Source organism: Nonomuraea sp. B10E15 (genome assembly GCF_039871615.1).
Lineage (GTDB): Bacteria > Actinomycetota > Actinomycetes > Streptosporangiales > Streptosporangiaceae > Nonomuraea.
In genome coordinates this window covers 58,260-80,197 of record NZ_JBDPMB010000010.1, presented here as the reverse complement: position 1 = coordinate 80,197, position 21,938 = coordinate 58,260, and the positions used below count along the sequence as shown (strand labels likewise).

The following is a 21,938-nucleotide window of genomic DNA, read 5'->3' as shown; positions in this document are numbered from 1 at the left end:
AGCGCACAACTTTTGCCCGGATTAATGGCGCGCGTCCCTGTGGACCAGGGTGCGAAACTGGACCGCATGGCCCTCCAGATCACGACGCTCGCGGAGCGTCCGGAGCTCGCGTCGGCGTTGTGGGACATGGACCATACGTGGCAGGAGTTCATGCTCAACGACCCGATCGCCGACCTGTTCTACGCGGTCGCCACCACCACCTACGCCGACTACGTGCTCGTGGCCGACGACGACGCCGAACCCGGCCGGCTGGTGGCGCGGGCGTGCATGATCCCGTTCGTGGCGAAAGGGCCCGAGCTGCCCGACGACGGCTGGGACGCCGTGATCCGCTCGGGCCGGCTGGCCCGCGACCGCGGCACCAGGCCCGACGCCGTCTCCGCCCTGGAGATCACCGTGCGGCGCGACCTGCAGGGCACGGGGCTCTCCTCGACGATGGTGGCGGCGATGCGCCGCCACGCCGCCGACCGCGGCTTCCACGAGCTCGTCGCGCCGGTCAGGCCCAACCTCAAGCACCTCGAACCCCACACCCCCATGAGCGAGTACGCCTTCCGCACCCGCCCCGACGGCCTGCCCCATGACGCCTGGCTACGGGTGCACGTGCGGGCCGGCGGGAAGATCGTCAAGGTGGCGCCGCGCTCGATGGTGATCGCGGGCACGCTCGCGGAGTGGCGAGGGTGGACCGGCCTGCCGTTCGACCGTACGGGGCCCGTCGAGGTGCCGGGGGCGCTCAATCCCGTGCGCTGCGACGTGGAGCACGACCACGCCGTCTACGTGGAGCCGAACGTCTGGGTGAGGCACCCGCTGTAGCGCGAGGTCAGGCAAGGCGCGTACGCTCGCCGGGGGCGAGCAGGCGCAGCCGGTCGCCGAATCCCGCGAACGCCCGCTCCACCGTGTCCCTGCCCTGGGTGAAGTGCGCCCAGTGCTCGAAGTGCAGCGGCACCACATGCCCCGCCCCGAGGATCTCGGCGGCCGTGACCGCGTCGGCGCTGGACAGCGTCAGGTAGCCGTCCACCAGCGGTGTCCTGGCCCCGCCGGCGAACAGCACCGCGACGTCCACGGGGCCGGTCCGCCCGGCGATCTCGCGCACGACGTCGAGTGAGGCGTTGTCGCCGCTCACGTAGACGGTTTTTCCCTCGCCCTCGATCAGGAACCCGGTCACCTCGCCCACCAGGTGCTCGGTCCCGTCGGGCCCGTGCTGCGCCGGCACCCCGGTCACGCGCACGGCCCCGACCTCGACGGACGTCCAGTTGGGCAGCGCCCGCACTGGCGCGCCCAGTCGCTCGGCCGCCGACTCGGTGGAGAGCACCAGTGACGCGGACGCCAGATGAGACCGGCCGGAGCGGTCCAGGTTGTCGGGGTGCTGGTCGTGCGAGAGCAGCACGGCGTCGACGGGGCCGACCTCCTCGGCGGCGAAGGCGGGCCCCACGGTCTTGGCGAGCTTCCGATCGCCGATCGGGTAGTCGCCGGGCGGGTCGAACGTGGGATCGGTCAGCAGCCGCACCCCGCCGATCTCCAGGACCGCCGTCGGCCCTCCTGCGTATCGAATCTCCATGGCCGTCACCTGTCCACGTTCTGAGCCAGCCCTTCGATTATCCGCCACATGGACCGGTGGCAGAGCGCGCGGAAGTCGTCCTCGTCCATCCCCATGCGGCCGCTCAGGAACTGCTGCACCAGGCCCTGCGTGCACGACGAGACGGTCAGCGCGGTCTCGAGCACGTCGTCCTCGCGCAACACCCCCGTGCGCATGCCCTCTTCGGCGAGCTCCACGAGAACGGCGAACGGCGGCCCCTGCCCGTCGCGGAAGTCGTCGGGGAAGCGGCGCGCCCCCGTCCACGCGTCGAGGACCAGGAACTGGTACAGGTGCCGGTTGCCGAGCGCGAAGTCGAGGAAGTCGTCGAGCGCCGCCGAGATCCGCTCCAGGAGATCCCCCGAGGGGGATCGCCGCCGCCACTCCGCGGCCAGCTCGCTCGCGCTCCGGTTGGCGACGGCCCGCAGCAGCGCGTCCCGGTTGGGGTAGTGCCGGTAGATGGCCATGGCGGTGATGCCAGCGGCGTCGCCGACGCGCCGCATGCTGACCGCGGCGGCGCCCTCTTCGTGGAGGATGCGCTGCGCGACGGTCACGATGCGTTCGGCCGTGCCAGCACCCGTCACGTTTACAGCGTATGCGCAGGAGCGGGAAGGCGGCGCCCCGCCGGACGCCGGTGCCGGGAGGAAGAAGATTCGGTATCGCTACCGACTGGTAGTTTTTGCCGATGCATGGCATGGGGACACAATTCCCCCATGGCATCCATCGCTCCGCTACGACCCGGAGATCCGCCACGGCTGGGCGGCCTGGATCTCACCGGCAGGCTAGGCGAGGGCGGCCAGGGCGTCGTCTACCTCGCCAGCGACCCGTCGGGCACCCGCGTGGCCGTCAAGTGGATGCGTCCCGACCTGGCCGGCGACCAGGTGAGCATCGAGCGGTTCCTGCGCGAGGTCGAGGTGGCCCAGCAGGTAGCGCCGTTCTGCACCGCCGCCGTCCTCGGCACCGGCGTCGAGCAGGAGCGCCCCTACATCATCAGCGAGTTCATCGAAGGACCGTCGTTACACCAGGTCGTGATGGAGGAGGGGCCGCGCTCGGGCTCCGTCCTGCACCGGCTGGCCATCGGCACCGCCACCGCCCTGGCCGCCATCCACCAGGCCGGCATCGTGCACCGCGACTTCAAGCCCGCCAACGTGATCATCGGCGCCGACGGGCCCAGGGTGATCGACTTCGGCATCGCGAGGGCGCTGAACGCCACCGCGACGATCACCGGCACGATCGTGGGCACGCCCGCGTACATGGCGCCCGAGCAGATCATGGGCCACACCGCCGGGCCGGCCGCCGACATGTTCTCGTGGGCCAGCACGATGGTCTTCGCCGCCTCCGCCCGGGCTCCGTTCGGCAGCGACACGATGCCCGCGGTGATCAACCGCGTGCTCAACCAGCACCCCGACCTCGGCATGCTGGACGGCCAGCTGCGCGACGTGGTGGTCGCGTGCCTGGTCAAGGACCCCGCGCAACGGCCGACCGCGGAGCAGGTCATCATGCGGCTGCTGCAGCGCCCCGCGCCCAACGCCGGCATCCTCGCCGAGGCCGCCGCCGAGGCCGCGCCCCAGCCGCCCTTCGCCCATCACCGAGGACAACCCTCCAGGCCGCACTCAGCGCCGCACTCCGGGCCGCACTCCGGGCCGCCTTTCGGGCACGGCCCCGTCGCGCCGCCCGGACCACACGCCGCCACGGTGCCGCCCCCGCACCCTCCCGGGCCCTGGTCACCGGCGTGGCAGGAGCAGATCGCCACGCGACCTCAGCGCAGGAAGAGGACCGCGCTGATCGTCGGCGTCACGGTGGCGGTCGCCCTGCTGCTGCTCGCCGGCGTGGTCGTGACCATCCAGGTCAACCAGGCCTCGCTCGCCGAGCCGTCCCGCACCAGGACCCCCGGGCCGTCGCGGACCACCGCGACGCGCGACCCGTCGCCGGGCACCACGCGGGTCGCCGTGCCGCCCACCGGCACGAAGACGCGACTTCCCGGCGGCGAGATCCACCTGTACGAGAACCGCGCCGACGCGATCTTCCTGACCTCCTACGAGGTCAAGGACGAGAAGAAGGACGACTGGATCGACTACGCCAGGAACTCCCTGCACGGCTCGTTCACGAAGTACGCCGGCAACTGGGAGTCGATGGTCTCGCCCGACGGCCGCCACCTCGCGCACCGGGGCAGGAGCTACAGCTCCGACGACTTCGACTTCATCGTCATCACCGACCGCGACTCCGGCGAGCGTTCCACGATCAAGACCGTGAAGGACCCCCTGATCAGTACCATCAGGGCCTGGTCGAAGGACGGCGAGCGCATCCTGCTGAACACCGAGAAGAAGAACGGCGACGACTGGCTCCACCTGGGCTTCACCATCATCGACGTGGCCACGAAGAAGACCACCACCATCGACGTGGCCGACACCTCGATCCGCGAAACCGCCTTCGGCTTCGACGGCGCCGACGAGGGCACGGTCAACGTCTACGGAGACGAGAAGAACCAGGGCCTGCGCTTCTTCGACTCCGAGGGCAAGGCCACCCGCTCGTTCCCCGGCATCGGCACGATGTCGGCCGGCACGCAGGACATCTTCTCGCCCTCGGGCCGCGCGTTCGTCACCGACTGCCCCAACGGCGGTGGCGGGGACCACTGCATCTGGGACTCGGAGTCGGGCGAGCGCCTGCGCAAGTTCTCCTCCGACTGCGACAAGGTGCTCGGCTTCTACGACGAGAAGCACCTCTACTGCTGGGAGCAGGACAACGCCGCCAACGACGAGGTCCAGGTGATCGACTTCAGCGGGAAACTGCTGCGCAAGCTGCTGGAAGTGCCCGACGACATCAACTTCAGCCCGGCGTTCACCATCAATCCGGACAGAGTCTCCTGAACCATCCTGCCCGCACAACCGTGATGGAGGGCATGAAGACGCTGATCCGTACGGTCGTGACCGCCACGGCGCTGGCGACGGCGGCAGCCGCCTGCGCCTCCGCGCCGGAAGGGGCGCCGCCGAGCAGGACGGGCCTGGGCGCCGTCCGCCTGGTGGCCTACACCGGATGCGACGACCTGCTCGCGGGCCTGCGCGAGCAGGCCGCCAGGAACGTCGGCCCGTACGGCTTCGGCAACGTCATGCCCATGACCGCCAGGGCGGAGGCGAGAGCCGACACCGGAGCCGACACCGGGGCCGACACTTCCGAGCACTCCACGACCAACGTGCACGAGGCGGGGGTGGACGAGCCCGACCTGGTCAAGACGGACGGCGACCGGCTCGTCACGGTCACGGACGGCACCCTGCGGATCATCGACACCGCCACGAGGAAGGTCACCGAGTCCCTCGACCTGACCGGCGGCGACGGGCCCGGCGTCCCCGCCGACCTGCTGATCTCCGGGGACCGCGCGCTGGTCATGATGCGCGGCGGCGGCGCCGTGCACCGATCCTTCGGGCCGCCGCGCGACACGCGGTACGTGCTGGTCGACCTGGCCGGCGAGCCCGAGGTGCTGAGCACGGTCGAGCCGCAGGGCACGTACGTCGACGCCAGGATGGTCGGTTCGACGGTCAGGCTCGTCACCCGCAGCCAGCCGGACATCACGTTCCCGCAGGTCAGACGGGGGGACATCCCGGAGGCCGAGCGCGTCAAGCAGAACCAGGAGGCCGTGCGCAAGGCGCCGGCCGAGGCCTGGCTGCCCAAGATCAAGATCACGGATGCTTCGGGGACGGCCAAGGAGAGCACCGTCGCGTGCGACCGGGTCAGCCACCCCGCCGACTACACCGGCACCTCGATGTTGACCGTGCACACCATCGACCTGGCCCGGGGCGTCGCCGGCACCGACCCGATCGCCCTGGCGGCCGACGGCGACATCGTGTACGGCACGGGCGGCAGCCTCTACGTGGCCAGCAACCCGCTCTGGTGGGGCATGCCGTTCCGCCCGCTGCCGGTCGCCCCCACCACCTCGCGGAGCGCCCCCGCCTCGCCCGCTCCCACCAGCTCGCCGGGCTCCTCCACCCCCTCTTCTGACCCCGCCGCCCCTGACCCCGCCACCCCGCCTGGCCGCACGACCTCGCCGGACGCCTCCGCCACCTCGCGCGGCGTGGCCCCGGCCGAGGAGCCCACCCCCAGCGAACCCGCCGTGACGGGATCCGTGGTCGAAGTCCCGCCGACCACGATGACGGTCACGGCGACGTCGCCTCCCGTGCCCCGGCCGACGCCCACGCTCCCGCCCGAGGAGACGCAGATCCACCGGTTCGACGTCTCGAAGCCGGGCCCGCCCGCCTACGTGGCGTCGGGGAAGGTTGCGGGACGCCTGCTGAACCAGTACTCGCTGTCGGAGCACGAAGGCCATCTCCGCGTCGCCACCACGCTCAACTCCGGGGACGGCCAGAGCAGTTCGAGCACCGTCCACGTCCTCGACGCCTCCACCATGGAGAAGAGGGGCGAGGTCGGCGGCCTCGGCAAGGGCGAGCGCATCTACTCGGTCCGGTTCATCGGCCCCGTCGGCTACGCCGTCACGTTCAGGCAGGTCGATCCCCTCTACACGCTCGACCTGCGCGACCCGGCGGCGCCCAAGGTGACCGGCGAGCTGAAGATCACCGGCTACTCCGCCTACCTGCACCCGGCCGGCGACGGCCGGCTGATCGGCATCGGCCAGGAGGCGAACGAGGAGGGCAGGACGCAGGGCACGCAGGTGTCGTTGTTCGACGTCAGCGACCCCGCCTCACCGCGCAGGTTGTCGCAGTTGTTCCAGAAGGACTCGGGCTCCGAGGCCGAGTGGGATCCGCACGCCTTCCTCTACTGGCCCAGGACCGGCCTGGCGGTGATCCCGCTGAGGAGCGAAGGGGAGTCGGGCGCGCTCGCGCTGAAGATCGACGACTCGGGCGTGTCGAAACTCGGCATGATCAGGCATCCGGCGCAGCGCGAGGAGAACGAGCGCGGCTTCCAGCCCGGCATCCAGCGCTCGGTGGTCATCGGCGACTCCCTGTGGACGGTCTCCCCGCAGGGCGTGCAGGTCAACGACGCCACCACGCTCGCCGAGCAGGCGTGGATCCCGACGGGCTGACCGGCTAGGACTCGGGCGCGACCACGGGGACGATCTCCGGCGCGCCCAGCCTGATCGCGTCGGCCTCCTGGTCGGAGTCCTGTTCCTGGGAGCGGCGCTCGGCCTCCACGCGTTTGGTGAAATATCCCACCTCCCGCTTGACCTGCTCGCCGTCCCAGCCGAGCGGCTCGGCGAGCAGTTCGGCCGACTCCTGCGCCACGGCCACGCCGCGGTGGAAGGTCTCGATGGAGATGCGCGTACGCCGGGTCAGCACGTCGTTGAGATGCCGGGCGCCCTCGTGCGTGGCGGCGTAGACGATCTCGGCGCGCAGGTAGTCGTCGGCCCCGCTCAGCGGCCTGCCCAGCGACGGGTCACGCTCGATCAGCTCCAGCACCTCGTCGATCAGCGAGCCGTAGCGCTGCAGCAGGTGCTCGATCCTGGCCACGTGCAGCCCGGAGGTGTGGGCGATGCGGTGCCGCGAGTTCCACAGCGCCTGGTACCCCTCCGCGCCGGCCAGCGGGATGCGGTCGGTGCACGACTGGGGCACCCGCTGGTCGAGGCCGTGCGCCACGGCGTCGACCGCGTCCCGCGCCATGACCCGGTAGGTGGTGTATTTTCCGCCGGCGGTCATCACCAGGCCCGGCACCGGATGGGCGACCACGTGCTCCCTGGACAGCTTGGACGTCTCGTCCGACTCGCCCGACAGCAGCGGGCGCAGCCCCGCGTAGACGCCTTCGACGTCGTCGCGGCTCAGGGGCACGGAGAGCACGGCGTTGACGTGGTCGAGCAGGTAGTCGATGTCGGCCCTGGAGGCGGCCGGGTGGCCCTTGTCGAGCGTCCACTCCGTGTCGGTGGTGCCGATGATCCAGTGCCGTCCCCAGGGGATCACGAAGAGCACGGACTTCTCCGTACGCAGGATGATCCCGGTCAGCGACTGGATCCGGTCGCGCGGCACCACGAGGTGGATGCCCTTGGAGGCGCGTACGTGGATCTGGCCCCGGCCGCCGACCAGTTCCTGGATGTCGTCGGTCCAGACCCCGGTGGCGTTGACGACCTGCTGGGCGCGGATCTCGAACTCCTCGCCGCTCTCCAGGTCGCGCACGCGTACGCCGGTGACCCGCTCCCCCTCCCGCAGGAACCCCACCACCTGCGCCCTGGGCGCGATGTGGGCGCCGTAGGTGGCCGCGGTGCGCAGCATGGTCATCACGTATCGGGCGTCGTCGACCTGCGCGTCCCAGTACTGGATGGCGCCCGTGAACGCGCTCTTCTTCAGCGCGGGCGCCAGTCGCCGCGCCCGCGACCTGGACAGGTGCCGGTGGCCGGGCACGCCGCGGGCGAGCCCCGAGGCGAAGCCGAGCGTGTCGTAGAGGGCCACGCCGGCGCCGACGTAGGCCCGTTCCCAGGCGTAGTGGGTCAGCGGGAAGAGGAACGGCACCGGCCTGACGAGGTGCGGCGCGATGTGCTGCAGCAGCAGCGCCCGCTCCTGGAGGGCCTCGCGCACCAGCTCGAAGTTGAGCTGCTCCAGGTAGCGCAGGCCTCCGTGGATGAGCTTGGAGGAGCGCGACGAGGTGCCCGAGGCGAAGTCACGGGCCTCGACCAGCCCCACGTCGAGCCCGCGGGTGGCGGCGTCGAGAGCCACCCCCGCTCCCACGATGCCCCCGCCGACCACGACCACGTCGAGCTCTCGCGCGGCCATGCTCTCCAGCGCCTCGGCGCGCTCGGCAGGCCCGAGACGGGCCACAGTCCTTCCCGACGCCATATTTCCCCCTGGGATGGCTTTGTCGCCTGTGTCCCGTTCCTACCCTCACCGACATCATCCTGTAACGCCTGAGCGGGTCAGGCGCGTACGACCTTTACCCCCGCCTCTGTCAGCTCACCGGCCAGATCGTCGGAGAGCTGGGCGTCGGTGACGAGTGTGTCGATCTGTGCGATCGGGCAGATGCGGGAGAACGCCCGCTTGCCCACCTTGGAGGAGTCGGCCACCACGACGACCTGCCCGGCGCGGCTGATCAGCAGGTTGTTGACGCTCGCCTCGCCCTCGTGGTGCGCCGACGCGCCCAGCCCGATGTCCAGCGCGTCGACCCCGAGGAACGCCACGTCCAGCGTCACCTGCTCCAGCACCCCGGTCGCCAGCGGCCCGATGAGCTCGTACGACTGCTGCCTGGCCACACCCCCGGTCACCACGATCTTGACGTGCTGGCGGACGGTGAGCTCGGCGGCGATGTTGAGCGCGTTGGTGACGATGGTGAAGCCGCTCTCCAGCGCGGGCGCCGTGGCGAGCGTGCGGGCCAGCTCGGAGGTGGTGGTGCCGCCGTTGAGCCCCACCACGCCGCCCGGCGTCACGAACTCCGCCGCGGCGGCCGCGATGCGCTGCTTCTCGTCGGCGTGCCGGGCGGTCTTGTAGCGCAGCGGCAGATCGTAGCTCACGCTCTGGGCCACCGCGCCGCCCCGGGTGCGCATGAGCATCTGCTGCTGGGCGAGCTGGTCGAAGTCCCGCCGGATGGTCGCGGTGGAGACGTCGAGGGCCTGCGACGCCTCCTCCACCGACAGCCTGCCCTCCTGGGAGAGCAGTTCGAGGATGGCGTTCCAGCGGTCGTAGCGGGACACGGGGCCTCCCTGATGGACGAGGTCAGGAGCAAGCGTCGCACACCCTGGAGAGCCGGAGCCACCAGTGTCCGTTTATGCTCTTACCTGGTATAAAAAACGCAGAAATAATCAATCATGGGGAGGCACGTGGTGACCAGCCATACCGAGGCCGAGATCGCGTCCCAGCCGTCCTGCTGGCGCCGCGCCGTCGCGAACGTTCCCGCCGACGCGCTGCCGCGCCACGGGGAGCGGGTGGCCGTCGTCGGCTGCGGCACGTCATGGTTCATCGCGATGGCGTACGCGGCGCTGCGGGAGCGGGCCGGGCACGGCGAGACCGACGCCTTCGCCGCCTCCGAGGCGCCCTCCGGCCGCTCGTACGACCGCGTGCTCGCGCTGACCCGCTCTGGCACCACCACCGAGGTGCTGGAGCTGCTCGCCCGCACCAGCCCCGCCACGAAGACCACGGCCATCACCGCCGACCCGGAAACGCCGATCATGCGGGCCGCCGGCGAGGTCGTCGTGCTCGACTACGCCGACGAGCGCTCGGTCGTGCAGACCAGGTTCGCCACCACGCAGCTGGCCCTGCTGCGGGCCAGCCTCGGCGAGGACCTCACCCAGGCGATCGAGGACGCCGGGCAGGCCGTGGCCGCGCCGCTCCCCGACGAGCTGGTCAAGGCCGAGCAGTTCAGCTTCCTCGGCGCCGGCTGGACGGTCGGGCTGGCCCAGGAGGCCGCGCTGAAGATGCGCGAAGCGTCCCGCTCGTGGACGGAGGCGTACCCGGCGATGGAATATCGGCACGGCCCGATCAGCATCGCCGGCCCCGGGCGCGTCACCTGGATGCTCGGCACCGCGCCCGCCGGCCTGCGCGAGCAGGTCGAGCAGGCGGGCGGCACGTTCTTCGAGAGCGGGCTCGACCCCATGGCCGAGCTGATCCGCGCCCAGCGGGTGGCCGTCGCGCGCGCGTTCGCCCAGCAGCTGAACCCCGACGAACCCATGCACCTCACGCGATCTGTGATTCTGTCTCCATGAGCCTTACTCTTGCCGACGCCAGGATCGTGACACCCGCGGGAGTTCACGAGGGGTGGCTGACCATCGAAGACGGCCGCATCACGCATGTCGGCCACGGATCCGCCCCCGGTCCCGGCCTGAGCGTGGGCGGGAAGCACGTCGTGCCCGGATTCGTCGACATCCACAACCACGGCGGCGCGGGCGGCTCCTTCCCGGCCGGCGAGCTCGACCGGGCCCGTGACGCCGTGGCGCTGCACCGGCGCCACGGCACCACCACCACGATGGCCAGCCTGGTCACCGAGACCCCGGACAACCTGCTCAGGGCGGCGTCGGCGCTGGCCGAGCTCTGCGACGAGGGGCTGCTGGCCGGCATCCACTTCGAGGGCCCCTACATCTCCAGGGCCCGCTGCGGCGCGCACGACCCCGCGCTGCTGCGCGAGCCCTCGCCGCAGGAGTTCGCCGAGCTGGTCAAGGCCGGGCGCGGCCATGTGCGCATGGTCACCATCGCGCCCGAGCTGCCCGGCGCGCTCGACACGATCCGGCTGGCCGTCTCCGAGGGCGTGATCGCCGCCGTGGGCCACAGCGACGCCGGCTACGACCAGGCCATCGCCGGCATCGAGGCCGGCGCGAGCGTGGCCACCCACCTCTACAACGCGATGCCGCCGCTCGGGCACCGCGCCCCCGGGCCGATCGCCGCGCTGCTCGACGACGAGCGGGTGACGATCGAGCTGATCAACGACGGCGTGCACGTGCATCCAGCCATGCTGCGGCTGGCCTACGAGGTGGCGGGCCCCGGCCGGACCGCGCTGATCACCGACGCGATGTCGGCCACCGGCCTCGGCGACGGCGACTACGTGCTCGGCTCGATGGCGGTGCGCGTGGACGGCGGCGTGGCCAGGCTCGTCGAGGGCGGCTCGATCGCGGGCTCCACGCTGACCATGGACGTCGCGTTCCGGCGCAGCGTGCGGGAGGTGGGCATGTCGCTGCCCGACGCCGTGCAGGTGGCCTCGCTGACGCCCGCGCGGGTGCTCGGCCTGGCCGACCGGATCGGCTCGATCGCCGTCGGCAAGGCCGCCGACCTGGTGGTGATGTCCGACGCGCTGGAGGTGAGCGGAGTGATGAAGGACGGCGTCTGGGTGACGGAGCCCGGATGATCCTCACCGTGACGCTCAACCTCGCGCTCGACGTGACCTACCGGCTCCCCGAGGTCGACTGGGACGGCGTCAACCGGGTCGGCGCGGTGCACCGGCGGGCCGGCGGCAAGGGTGTCAACGTGGCCCGCGTGCTGGCGACGCTGGGCCACGAGGTGCTGGTCACCGGCCTGGCGGGCGGGCCGACGGGGCAGGCGATCGAAGGCGATCTGCGCGCGGCCGGGCTGCCGAGCGCCCTGACCCCCATCGCCGCCGACTCCCGCACCACCCTGGCCGTCACGGAGGCACCCGCCGGTGCGGGCGAGGCCGGGACACAACGTACGGCGCTGTTCAACGAGCCCGGGCCCGAGGTGACCCCCGGCGAGCTGGAGAGCTTCGTGCGGCGCTACGAGCCGCTCGTGGCCGCCGCCGACGCGGTCGTCCTGTCGGGGAGCCTGCCGCGCGGCGTGCCCCTCGACACGTACGCCGCCCTCGCCGCGATCGCGGCCGGCAAGGGCGTGCCCGCGATCGTCGACGCCGACGGCGAGCCGCTGCGCCACGCGCCCGAGGGCCGCCCTTCCGTCGTCAAGCCCAACGCGGAGGAGCTGGCCAGGGCGGTGCCCGGCGGCGACCCCGCCGAGAGCGCCCAGGCGCTGCGCGAGCGGGGGGCCGAGGCCGTGGTGGTGTCCATGGGCGCGGGCGGGCTGCTGGCGGTCACCGGGGAGGGAACGTTCAGGGCTCGCATGCCGTACACCGTGGGGGGAAATCCGACCGGGGCGGGCGACTCGCTGGTCGCCGGGCTGGCGCTGGGGCTGGTGGAGCGGGCGCCGTGGCCGGACAGGCTGAGGCGGGCCGCGGCACTGGGCGCGGCGGCCGTGGCCGCGCCCGTGGCCGGCGACTTCGACCCCGACGTGTACGCCGACATCCAATCGAAGATCATCATCACGTAAAGGAGCACGTGCCATGCCCCTCGCCGCCATCGGCGACATCGTCAGCCAGTCGCCCGCAGGGGTGGGCGCGTTCAACGTGATCCAGCTCGAACACGCCACCGCCATCGTGGCCGGCGCGCAGGCGCTGGGATTGCCGGTCGTGTTGCAGATCAGCGAGAACTGCGTGCGCTACCACGGCGCGCTGGAGCCCGTCGCGCTGGCCGCGCTCGCGGTCGCCCGCCGGGCCGAGGTGCCGGTCGCGGTCCACCTGGACCACGCCACCGACAGGGCGCTCGTGGAGGAGGCGGTGGAGCTCGGGCTGGGCTCGGTGATGTACGACGCCTCGGCCCTGCCCGACGAGGAGAACGTCGCCGCCACGGCCGAGGTGGCCGCCTGGTGCCATGAGCGCGGCGTGTGGGTGGAGGCCGAGCTGGGCGAGGTCGGGGGCAAGGACGGCGTGCACGCGCCGGGCGCCCGCACCAAACCCCATGAGGCCGTCGACTACGTGGCGAGGACGGGCGTCGACGCGCTGGCCGTCGCGGTGGGCACCTCGCACGCCATGACGTCCAAGGACGCGGTGCTCGACCTGGAGCTCATCGCCGAGCTGCGGGCCGCGGTACCGGTGCCGCTGGTGCTGCACGGCTCGTCGGGGGTGCCTGACGACGTGCTGCGCGAGGCCGTCGGGAAGGGCATGAAGAAGATCAACATAGCGACCCACCTGAACAAGGCGTTCACCGGCGCCGTCCGCGACTATCTGGCCCACGACGAGCGGGTCGTCGACTCCAGGAAATATCTCAAGGCCGGGCGCGACGCGGTGTCCAGGGAGGTCACGCACCTGCTGGGCGTGCTCACGGGCTGAGGCGCGCTCACGCTCCCAGCCGCGCCAGCACCCGCTCGGCCTGCCGCTCGAAGGTGCCGGGCGGGTTGCGCGGCGAGTCGGGGGAGTCGCGGGACAGCAGGAACAACCACATGAGGGCGTGCAGCCTGCGATGCTCGCGGGTCCGCCGCTCCTCCTGCGGGCTCAGGCCGAACGCGGACGCGATCTCCACCTCGCCGTCCACCCACATCGACACGTGCTCGGCCACCTCCGCCACCTCGTACGCCACGTCGCTGCGCCCGGAGTCCTCGAAGTCGACCAGGCGGACGCGGGAACCGTCCCACAGGAAGTTGGCCAGGTTGCCGTCTCCCGCGCCGAACGCGGGCGTGACCCCCGACTCGCCCGGCGACCAGCTCTCCAGCCACCGCGATCCCTCGTCGACGGCCTTGCCGTCCAGCGGTCCCCTGGGCTGCCAGGCCGCGGCGCGTCGCCTGATCCAGTCGGCGACCGCCGTGTTCGACCACGGGCGCACGGGAACGTCCCGCAGGACTCCGTACGGGATGGCGGCGTGCAGCCGGGCGCGCGCCTCGGCCATGGCGGCGACGTGCTCGGCCCGCACCTCGATCCCGCGCATCGGCAGCCCGTCGATCCTGGTCATCGTGACCGAGCGGCCGTCGAAGGCCACGGGCTCGGGGGCCAGCCCCGGAGCGTGCTCGGCCAGGAGGGTCAGCGCCCGCCATTCGCGCTCGCCCGCGCCCGGCTTGCCGTCCACGTACCGCTTGGTGATGAGATCGCCTTCTTGGACGAGCTCGTGCGTGTGCCGATGATCAGCCATCCCCGCATGCTAGGGGAGCAGCCGTTCGACGGCGGCGCTCACGAGCGCGTGCACCTCCCCCTCGCCGAACACGTCCGGCAGCGTCAGCCGCTCGACGATCAGCCAGTTGAGGGCCAGGTAGAGCAGCACCACGGTGGTGTCGTCGCCGGGCAGGCCCGCCTCGCGGTGATGGCGCACGTTGGCCTCGACGTCGGCGCGGATCCGCTCGGTCAGCACCTCGCGCAGGCGGGGCCGCCTGGTCGCCTCCAGCCGTAGCTCCAGCAGCGCCAGATAGCCGGACCTGAACGCCGAGATGCGGTCGACGAGCTCGTGCATGAGCGCGGTCACCCGGCCGCGGTCGCGCGGCCCGTCGAGGCTCGCCGCGATGGTCGCGGCGTCGGGCTGCAGCCGCTCGTAGATCCGGCCGCCCGCCTGGGTCAGCAGGTCGTCGCGGCTGGCGAAGTAGTTGGACGCGGTGCCGGTCGGCACGGCGGCCTGGGCGTCCACCGCCCTGAACGTCAGCCCGCGGGCCCCTTCCTCGGCCAGCACCTCGATCGCGGCATCGACCAGTGCCGCCCGCCGGGCGACGTTCTGCCTGACCATTTTGACATCACTCCATTTGTAGTACTATGTTTGAAGCACTTCAGACATAGTACTTTAAAAGGAGTAGTTTTGCGCAAGCTCACGTATTACGTCGCGACCTCCATCGACGGCTACATCGCAGGGCCCAACGGCGAATACGACTTCTACCCGGTGGCCGACGACCTGGCGACCTGGATCAACACGCGCATGCCGGAGACGGTGCCCACCCAGCTCCGGGCCCAGGCCGGCATCGACGCCCCCAACCAGCGGTTCGACACCGTGATCATGGGCAGAGGCACGTACGAGCTCGGCCTGCCGGCGGGCGTGACCAGCCCCTACGCCCACATGAAGCAGTACGTCATCTCCAGCACCATCAAGAGCGTCGACGAGCCGGCCGTCGAGCTGGTGGCGGACGACCCGCTCGGCCTGGTGCGGCGGCTGAAGCAGGAGGACGGGCTCGACATCTGGCTGTGCGGCGGCGGCAACGTGGCCGCACAACTCCTGCCCGAGATCGACGAGCTGATCGTCAAGTGTTACCCGGTGGTGGCGGGAGCGGGCATCCCCGCCTTCCACGGCGGGTTCCGGCCGACGACGTTCACCCTGACCGGCGCCGAGACGTTCAGCAGCGGCATTCTCCTGACGACCTACACCCGCTGACGCACGCCGGGCGGTCTCGCGGATCACCCGCGGAAGGGCCCTCCCGCCCTGCTCCGCAGGAAGTCCCGCTCCACCTCGTTGCCCGCCCGTTCGATCGCCGCCGCGTACGCCTCGGCCGCCTCCCTCTCGCGTCCCAGCCGCCGCAGCAGATCGGCGCGTACGGCATGGAACAGGTGATAGTCGTCCGCCGCCGGCCCGTCCAGCAGTTTCAGCGCCGCCTCCGCACCCTCCACCTCGGCCACGGCGACCGCCCGGTGCACCGCCACGACCGGCCCGGGATCGAAGTCCGTCAGCAGGTCGTAGAGCTGCACGATCTGCCGCCAGTCGGTGTCCTCGGCGGTTCGCGCGTCGCCGTGCACGGCGTTGACGGCAGCCTGGATCTGGTAGGGGCCCGGCCGGTCCCGCTCCAGGCACCACCGCACGATGGCCTGACCCTCGTCGATGAGCGCCCGGTCCCACAACGTCCGGTCCTGCTCGGGCAGGGGCACCAGCTCGCCGGCCTGCCCCGTACGCGCGGCGCGCCGCGACTCGATCAGCAACATCAGCGCCAGCAACCCCATGACCTCGGGCTCCTCCGGCATGAGCCCGGCGAGCAACCGCCCCAGCCTGATGGCCTCCGCGCAGAGATCGTCGCGGACGAGCCGGTCACCCGAGCTGGCCGTGTACCCCTCGTTGAAGATCAGGTAAATCACGGCGAGCACGGCCCGCAACCGCTCGGGCAGGTCGGCCTCGTACGGGACCCGGTAAGGGATGCCCGCGTCCCTGATCTTGCGCTTGGCCCGCACGATCCGCTGCGCCATGGTCGGCTCGGGCACCAGGAACGCGCGGGCTATCTCCGCCGTCGCGAGCCCGCCCAGCAGCCGCAGCGTCAGCGCCACCCGGGCGGCGGGCGCGAGCGCGGGGTGGCAGCAGGTGAAGATCAGCCGCAGCCGGTCGTCCCGCACGGGACCCTGCTCGACCGGCTCGCCGGCGGTGTTCAGCAGCGCGGCCTGCGCGTGCTTGCCGGACCGCGCCGACTCCCTGCGCAGCCGGTCGATGGCCCAGTTGCGCGCGGTGGTGATGATCCACCCGGCCGCGCTCGGCGGCGGCCCCGCGGACGGCCACTGGCGCACCGCCACGGTGAAGGCCTCCTGGACCGCCTCCTCGGCGAGGTCGATGTCGCCGAAGGAGCGGACGAGCACGGCGACGGCCCGGCCGTACTCCTCCCGGAAGACCCGCTCAGCCTCGGAACAGCTCACCTCCGGCCGGAGACCTGCCGCTCCATCTGCTCGACCGCGTTCTTCGCGTTCAGCAGCGACGCCCCGGTGGCCTCACGGTAGATCTTGATCGCCTGGATCGTCTTCCCCTTCCGCAACGCCACGTAGAAGTCGGGCGGCAACTGCGAACCCTGGTCAACGGAGTCGATCAGCGCGGGGTCGATGCCGAGGTGCCGCTGAAGGTAGGCGATCTGCGTCTCCAGCCGGGCAATTCTCTCTTCGAGGGATTCCATGCCCGAAACACTAGCTTCACCGCGGCCGGGCGGGCAGGGCCGCGGTGACGGGACGGTGACTGGTCAGGGATGAGTCGGGGCGACCACGACCTCGACTCGCTGGAACTCCTTGATGTCGGAATAGCCGGTGGAGGCCATGGTGCGCTTGAGCGCGCCCATGAGGTTCATCGAGCCGTCGGCCACGCTCGACGGCCCGTGCAGGATCTGCTCCAGCGTCCCCACCGTCCCGAACTCCACCCGCCGCCCCCTGGGCAGATCGGGGTGGTGCGCCTCGGACCCCCAGTGGAACCCGTGGCCGGGCGCCTCCGCGGCACGGGCCAGCGGCGAACCCACCATCACGGCGTCGGCTCCGCAGGCGATGGCCTTGGCGATGTCGCCCGACGTGCCCATTCCGCCGTCGGCGATCACGTGCACGTAGCGCCCGCCCGACTCGTCCATGTAGTCGCGCCGGGCCGCGGCGACGTCGGAGATCGCGGTGGCCATCGGCACGGCCACCCCGAGCACGTTGCGCGTCGTGTGGGAGGCGCCGCCGCCGAAGCCGACCAGCACCCCCGCCGCGCCGGTGCGCATCAGGTGCAGGGCGGCCGTGTGGGTCGCGCAGCCGCCCACGATGACCGGCACGTCGAGCTCGTAGATGAACTGCTTGAGGTTGAGCGGCTCGGCCCGCCCTGACACGTGCTCGGCGGAGACGGTCGTGCCGCGGATGACGAAGATGTCGACGCCCGCGTCGATCACGGCCTTGTGGTACTGGACCGTGCGCTGCGGCGACAGCCGCACGGCGGTCGTGACCCCGGAGGCACGGATCTCCTCGATCCGCCGGCCGATCAGCTCCTCCTGGATCGGCGCCGCGTAGATCTCCTGCAGCCGCTTGGTCGCCGCCGCCGCGTCGAGCGCCGCGCACTCCTCCACCAGCGGCGAGGGGTCTTCGTAGCGGGTCCAGAGCCCTTCGAGGTCGAGCGGGGCCAGCCCGCCCAGCCGCCCGATCGCGATGGCGGTGGCCGGCGAGACCACGCTGTCCATGGGGGCGACCACCACGGGCAACTCGAACCGGTAGGCGTCGATCTGCCAGGCGATCGAGACCTCCTCCGGGTCACGGGTGCGCCGCGAGGGCACCAGCCCGATCTCGTCAAGCGAGTATGCCCGCCGCCCGGTCTTGCCCCGGCCGATCTCCACCTGCTGAGTCATCAACTTACCTTCTGTGATAGTTCGGAGCTTCCACCGTCATCTGGATGTCGTGGGGGTGGCTCTCCTTGAGACCTGCCGCCGTGATCGGCATGAGCTCGCAGTCGGTGTGCATCTGCGAGATCGTGCGGCAGCCGGCGTACCACATGCCCTGGCGCAGCCCGCCGATGAGCTGGTGGGCGACGGCCGCCACCGGTCCGCGATAGGGCACCTGACCCTCGATGCCCTCGGGGATGTATTTGTCCTCGCCGCCGACGTCGGCCTGGGCGTAGCGGTCTTTGCTGAAGGAGGCGCCGCCGCGCTCGCGGTTGCGTACGGCGCCGAGCGAGCCCATGCCCCGGTAGGACTTGAACTGCTTGCCGTTGATGAAGATCAGCTCGCCGGGCGACTCCTCGCACCCCGCGAGCAGCGAGCCCAGCATGACCGTGTCGGCGCCGGCGGCGATCGCCTTGACGATGTCACCGGAGTATTGCAGGCCACCGTCGCCGATCACCGGCACGCCCGCGGGCGCACACGCCTTGGAGGCTTCGTGGATGGCGGTCACCTGCGGGGCGCCGACCCCGGCGACCACCCGCGTGGTGCAGATGGAGCCAGGGCCCACGCCCACCTTGACCGCGTCGACACCCGCGTCGACCAGCATCTGCGCGCCCGCCCTGGTCGCGATGTTGCCGCCGATGACCTCGACCTTGCTGTTGGCCTTGATCTTGGCGATCATCTCGGCCAGGCCCTTGGAATGGCCGTGGGCCACGTCGACCACCACCACGTCGACCCCGGCCTCGATCAGCGCCTTGGCCCGCACCTCCGCGTCACCGCCGACGCCGACGGCCGCCCCCACGATGAGCCGGCCGTCGGCGTCTTTGGTGGAGAGAGGGTACTGCTCGCTCTTGGTGAAGTCTTTGACCGTGATCAGGCCGCGCAGCCTGCCCTCCGCGTCGACGAGGGGCAGCTTTTCGATCTTGTTCTTCCTGAGGAGGGCGAAGGCGTCGTCACGCGACACCCCCACCGGCGCGGTGACCAGCGGCATCTTGGTCATGACCTGGTGCACGGGCCGCGACTGGTCGGTCTCGAAGCGCATGTCGCGGTTGGTCACGATGCCGACCAGCGTGCCCGACACGTCGGTGACGGGCACCCCCGAGATCCGGTAGGTCGCGCACAAGCGCTCGACGTCGGCCAGCGTGTCGTCGGGGCTGCACGTCACCGGATTGGTGACCATGCCGGCCTCCGAGCGCTTGACCAGATCGACCTGCTGGGCCTGCTCGTCGACCGACAGGTTGCGGTGCAGGATGCCGATGCCGCCCTGCCGCGCCATGGCGACCGCCATCCGGGCCTCGGTCACGGTGTCCATGGCGGCGGAGACCAGCGGGATGGACAGCGTGACCCCGCGGGACAGGCGGGACCTGGTGTCGGCGTCACCTGGTTGGAGATCGGAATAGCCGGGCACCAGCAGCACGTCGTCGAAGGTCAGACCGGTCTCGGTGAACTTGGACATGCTGCGGCCCCTCCTGCCGATGCGCTGATGCAGCCAAGTCTAGGGCCTGCCTCCAAAAGCGCGTTCATGGCCTCGGGCCCGGCGCGGGAGAAAGTCTTCCCGGCCTCACGGCTCGGCGCTGGCGCCGGGAGCACGATGACCCCCACGGTCCGTCGTACTCCCGGCATCTCACAGCGCTGGGCGATGAACGGTCGGTGACCCGTCCCATCCCCCAGCCACCGGCATCCAGGCGTGGCGGCGCGTACGCACCACCGAACCCCCCTCCGCGTCCTGATGGGCGGCGCAGCCATGCCTGTTTCGGGATGCCGACGCTAGGTAAAGCCTGGGTCACTCACCGGCACATCGCAAGGTCAAAACGTGCAACTGCACGAAGTTGCACACTCTCCCCGGCCAGTCGGCGGAACGAGCGGACACGGGCGCAATGCGGCGTTATTCTCGCGGCACGCCCGTGTCCCCCCTACGGAGCCGCCCACGATGCGCAACGAGCCCAGAGCCGCGTCTGACCCCTACGAGACGCTGGGCCTCGACCCTGCCCAGAGGGCTCTCTACTCGACGGTGCTGCGCCTGCACAGAGCCACCCGCACCGACCTCGCGCAGGCCATCGACGGCCCCGTCGAGAAGGTCACCAGCCAGCTCGACGACCTGGTCAAGCTGGGCGTGGTGGACGAACGGTCGGGCGAATACCTGGCCCGCCACCCCGCGGCGGCGCTCGGGCAGGTGATCGCCGAGCGGCTCGATCGGCTGGCCGAGGAGAGCCGGATGATCGATTCGGCGCTCGCCTCCATCCGGGGTTTGATCCACGACTACGACGCCGGACGCGACTACCAGAGCGGTCCATTCACGGTGGAGATGTTGAACGGGGCCGACGTCCTGTTCGAAAGCGTGGTCGGCATGGCCGTGCAGTCACCGACGCTGGAATTGCACACAGCAATCCCGGATGAACGAACGATGAGCGATTTTGCTCGTAAATTTGCGGATCCATGGATTGATGCGCAGCAACGAAATCTTCTTGCCGTTCATGTGATCTTGCCGGTTTCCGCACTGACACTCCCAGGCGTACGCGATCTGCTGACCCGCCTGGTCGAAGCCGGCGGCAAGGTGCGCACGCTGGATCGCGTGCCGACCTGGTTCATGGCCGCCGGCGCCGACGTGGCCGGCCTGCCCGCGTTCTGGGGCGGCAACCTGCCCGACCACGCCTACCACTTCTACCTCGTACGCACGCCGATCGTGGTGGGCATGCTCCGCGCGCTCTTCTACGAGTTGTGGGGCCGCGCCACGCCCCTGCCGTGGGGGCGCGGCATCGACGGGATGGCGCAGGTGCTGCGCCTGGCCGCCCAGGGCCTGTGCGACGAGTCGATAGCCCGCCAGCTCGGCATCTCGGTCAGGACGGTACGCGCCAGGTTCGCCGGCGCCATGGCCGAATTGGGCGCCCAATCGCGCTTCCAGGCAGGCGTGGAGGCCGCCAGGCGCGGATGGCTGAGGTAATATCCACCGCTCGGGCCGCATCGGTCATATGGTGGGAAGGTGCTGGAAGACGTCCCCCGCGACCCGTTCGCGGACGACCCTAACGACCCTTCCTCGGCGATGGGCGCCCTAGACGACGCCGAACCACTCACCGCGGCCGAACGCGACGAGGCCATCACCGACCTCGCCGACGTCGAGGTCTTCCGCTCCCTGCTCGAACCGCAGGGAGTGCTGGGCCTCGTGCTCGACTGCCCCGAATGCGGCGAGCAGCACTTCTTCGACTGGGAGCTGCTGCGCGGCAACCTGCGACAGATGATCGAGAAGGGCCAGCCGCAGGTCCACGAGCCGGCCTTCCACCCTGACCCGGCCGACTACGTCAGCTGGGAATACGCCAGAGGCTATGTCGATGGTGTCATCGACACGGAGGAGCGCCGCTGATCCACGTCGTCGAGCAGCACGGCCAGCAACCGTGCGGCCGGATCGCCTGGGTCAGGCATCTCTCCACGACCGAGCGCGTCGAGCAGCGCGTCGGTCTCGTGCTCTGGAGTCAAGCCGACTCCAGCTCGGCCATCTGCCGCAACCTGGCCAGCGCCCGATGCTGGGCGACGCGGACCGCACCCGGTGACATGCCGAGTACATTACCGGTCTCCTCCGCCGAAAGCCCCGACACCACCCGCAGCAGCAACAACTCCCGCTGGTTCTCCGGCAGCCTGGCCAGCAGCCTGCGCGCGTGCTCCACCTCGATGTAGCGGACCACCGTCTCCTCGGGCCCAGGCCCGTCGTCAGGCCCGTCGGGCAGGTCCTGGGTCGGAACGGCCGAGCGCACGGAGCTCCGCAGCGCGTCGGCCACTTTGTGCGAGGCGATCCCGAACACGAAGGAGGCGAACGGCCGCCCCATGTCGCGGTAACGCGGCAGCGCGGACAGGACCGCGATGCACACCTCCTGGGCGACGTCATCGGCAATGTGATATTGCCCAGAAACCCTGCCCAGCCTGGCACGGCAATACCGCACCACCATCGGACGCAACTCGCCGAGCAGAGATTCGATCGCACTGCGATCTCCCTGCACGGCGAGGCTCGTCAGTTCCCTAAGGTCGGAGTCATCCGTCCGTGCCGGAAGTCTCGACGCGAGCCTTACCCCAATTTTGGCGTCGGCGACGCTTCCCTCGCTCACGATAGGCATGATGCCCGCACTGATCCGGCCTGTCGTCAT

At 71.0% G+C, this 21,938-nt stretch carries 21 protein-coding genes; 10 read left to right on the top strand and 11 right to left on the bottom strand.

Translation table 11 applies throughout. The annotated features are described in order from the left end of the window. Nucleotides 1-66: 66 nt before the first annotated feature. Entirely contained in the window at nt 67-807 is a 741-nt protein-coding gene (locus ABGB14_RS26585) for an N-acetyltransferase (protein ID WP_347646530.1), read from the top strand. Nucleotides 808-814: 7 nt separating this feature from the next. Here the strand turns inward: ABGB14_RS26585 and ABGB14_RS26580 are convergent, their stop codons facing one another. Continuing rightward, nucleotides 815-1,552 carry an MBL fold metallo-hydrolase gene (locus ABGB14_RS26580; RefSeq protein ID WP_347646529.1) on the bottom strand — a complete coding sequence of 246 codons (738 nt, stop codon included), beginning with the start codon at nt 1,550-1,552 and terminating at the stop codon, nt 815-817. Nucleotides 1,553-1,557: 5 nt separating this feature from the next. Beyond that, complete coding sequence (locus ABGB14_RS26575; protein WP_347646528.1) at nt 1,558-2,151, bottom strand: TetR/AcrR family transcriptional regulator; 594 nt, start codon at nt 2,149-2,151, stop codon at nt 1,558-1,560. A 129-nt stretch (nt 2,152-2,280) separates the two neighbouring features. Here ABGB14_RS26575 and ABGB14_RS26570 point away from each other — a divergent pair, with 129 nt between their 5' ends. Further along, the gene (locus ABGB14_RS26570) at nt 2,281-4,434 is read left to right on the top strand and encodes a serine/threonine-protein kinase (protein ID WP_347646527.1); all 2,154 of its coding nucleotides are present in this window, start codon (nt 2,281-2,283) and stop codon (nt 4,432-4,434) included. A gap of 32 nt (nt 4,435-4,466) precedes the next feature. Next, nucleotides 4,467-6,599, top strand: a complete 2,133-nt coding sequence (locus ABGB14_RS26565) for a beta-propeller domain-containing protein (protein WP_347646526.1) — start codon at nt 4,467-4,469, stop codon at nt 6,597-6,599. 4 nt (nt 6,600-6,603) lie between these two features. On the opposite strand, the gene ABGB14_RS26560 is transcribed toward ABGB14_RS26565, so the two are convergent. Then, nucleotides 6,604-8,337 (bottom strand): glycerol-3-phosphate dehydrogenase/oxidase, encoded by a 1,734-nt coding sequence (locus ABGB14_RS26560; protein WP_347646525.1) that lies wholly within the window; start codon nt 8,335-8,337, stop codon nt 6,604-6,606. Nucleotides 8,338-8,414: 77 nt separating this feature from the next. Then, a complete protein-coding gene (locus ABGB14_RS26555) occupies nt 8,415-9,185 on the bottom strand; it encodes a DeoR/GlpR family DNA-binding transcription regulator (protein WP_347646524.1) in 771 nt (256 codons plus the stop codon). A gap of 129 nt (nt 9,186-9,314) precedes the next feature. On the opposite strand from ABGB14_RS26555, the gene ABGB14_RS26550 reads away from it, so the two are divergent. Genes ABGB14_RS26550 through ABGB14_RS26535 form a run of 4 tightly spaced genes read left to right on the top strand, consistent with a single transcriptional unit; the run spans nt 9,315 to nt 13,090 of the window. Next, entirely contained in the window at nt 9,315-10,193 is an 879-nt protein-coding gene (locus ABGB14_RS26550; protein ID WP_347646523.1) for a sugar isomerase, read from the top strand. After that, nucleotides 10,190-11,326, top strand: coding sequence for an N-acetylglucosamine-6-phosphate deacetylase (nagA, locus tag ABGB14_RS26545; RefSeq protein ID WP_347646522.1), 1,137 nt, complete (start codon nt 10,190-10,192; stop codon nt 11,324-11,326). Before ABGB14_RS26550 ends, nagA begins: the two co-directional genes overlap by 4 nt. After that, nucleotides 11,323-12,252, top strand: a complete 930-nt coding sequence (locus ABGB14_RS26540) for a 1-phosphofructokinase family hexose kinase (RefSeq protein WP_347646521.1) — start codon at nt 11,323-11,325, stop codon at nt 12,250-12,252. Before nagA ends, ABGB14_RS26540 begins: the two co-directional genes overlap by 4 nt. Before the next feature lie 13 nt (nt 12,253-12,265). Beyond that, entirely contained in the window at nt 12,266-13,090 is an 825-nt protein-coding gene (locus ABGB14_RS26535) for a class II fructose-bisphosphate aldolase (RefSeq protein WP_347646520.1), read from the top strand. A 7-nt stretch (nt 13,091-13,097) separates the two neighbouring features. Here the strand turns inward: ABGB14_RS26535 and ABGB14_RS26530 are convergent, their stop codons facing one another. Then, nucleotides 13,098-13,883, bottom strand: coding sequence for a phosphotransferase (locus ABGB14_RS26530; RefSeq protein WP_347646519.1), 786 nt, complete (start codon nt 13,881-13,883; stop codon nt 13,098-13,100). 9 nt (nt 13,884-13,892) lie between these two features. Beyond that, the gene (locus tag ABGB14_RS26525) at nt 13,893-14,465 is read right to left on the bottom strand and encodes a TetR family transcriptional regulator (RefSeq protein ID WP_347646518.1); all 573 of its coding nucleotides are present in this window, start codon (nt 14,463-14,465) and stop codon (nt 13,893-13,895) included. Between the two features lie 69 nt (nt 14,466-14,534). Between ABGB14_RS26525 and ABGB14_RS26520 the strand changes: the two genes are divergently transcribed. Then, a complete protein-coding gene (locus ABGB14_RS26520) occupies nt 14,535-15,101 on the top strand; it encodes a dihydrofolate reductase family protein (protein WP_347646517.1) in 567 nt (188 codons plus the stop codon). A 23-nt stretch (nt 15,102-15,124) separates the two neighbouring features. On the opposite strand, the gene ABGB14_RS26515 is transcribed toward ABGB14_RS26520, so the two are convergent. From ABGB14_RS26515 to guaB, 4 genes are all read right to left on the bottom strand, one after another. Then, nucleotides 15,125-16,339, bottom strand: a complete 1,215-nt coding sequence (locus tag ABGB14_RS26515) for an RNA polymerase sigma factor (RefSeq protein ID WP_347646516.1) — start codon at nt 16,337-16,339, stop codon at nt 15,125-15,127. Continuing rightward, nucleotides 16,336-16,590: a hypothetical protein gene (locus ABGB14_RS26510; RefSeq protein ID WP_347646515.1), complete on the bottom strand. Its 255-nt coding sequence runs from the start codon at nt 16,588-16,590 to the stop codon at nt 16,336-16,338. The genes ABGB14_RS26515 and ABGB14_RS26510 overlap by 4 nt, the downstream gene beginning before the upstream one ends. A gap of 63 nt (nt 16,591-16,653) precedes the next feature. Beyond that, a complete protein-coding gene (locus ABGB14_RS26505) occupies nt 16,654-17,775 on the bottom strand; it encodes a GuaB3 family IMP dehydrogenase-related protein (RefSeq protein WP_347646514.1) in 1,122 nt (373 codons plus the stop codon). A gap of 4 nt (nt 17,776-17,779) precedes the next feature. Continuing rightward, complete coding sequence (gene guaB / locus ABGB14_RS26500; protein ID WP_347646513.1) at nt 17,780-19,261, bottom strand: IMP dehydrogenase; 1,482 nt, start codon at nt 19,259-19,261, stop codon at nt 17,780-17,782. 474 nt (nt 19,262-19,735) lie between these two features. On the opposite strand from guaB, the gene ABGB14_RS26495 reads away from it, so the two are divergent. Both ABGB14_RS26495 and ABGB14_RS26490 read left to right on the top strand, forming a co-directional pair. Beyond that, nucleotides 19,736-20,746 carry a helix-turn-helix transcriptional regulator gene (locus tag ABGB14_RS26495; protein WP_347646512.1) on the top strand — a complete coding sequence of 337 codons (1,011 nt, stop codon included), beginning with the start codon at nt 19,736-19,738 and terminating at the stop codon, nt 20,744-20,746. A 39-nt stretch (nt 20,747-20,785) separates the two neighbouring features. Next, nucleotides 20,786-21,163, top strand: a complete 378-nt coding sequence (locus ABGB14_RS26490) for a DUF5319 domain-containing protein (RefSeq protein ID WP_090930411.1) — start codon at nt 20,786-20,788, stop codon at nt 21,161-21,163. Nucleotides 21,164-21,272: 109 nt separating this feature from the next. On the opposite strand, the gene ABGB14_RS26485 is transcribed toward ABGB14_RS26490, so the two are convergent. Further along, on the bottom strand, nt 21,273-21,908 hold the full coding sequence (locus tag ABGB14_RS26485; RefSeq protein WP_132334441.1) for a sigma-70 family RNA polymerase sigma factor: 636 nt from the start codon (nt 21,906-21,908) through the stop codon (nt 21,273-21,275). Between the last annotated feature and the right edge of the window lie 30 nt (nt 21,909-21,938).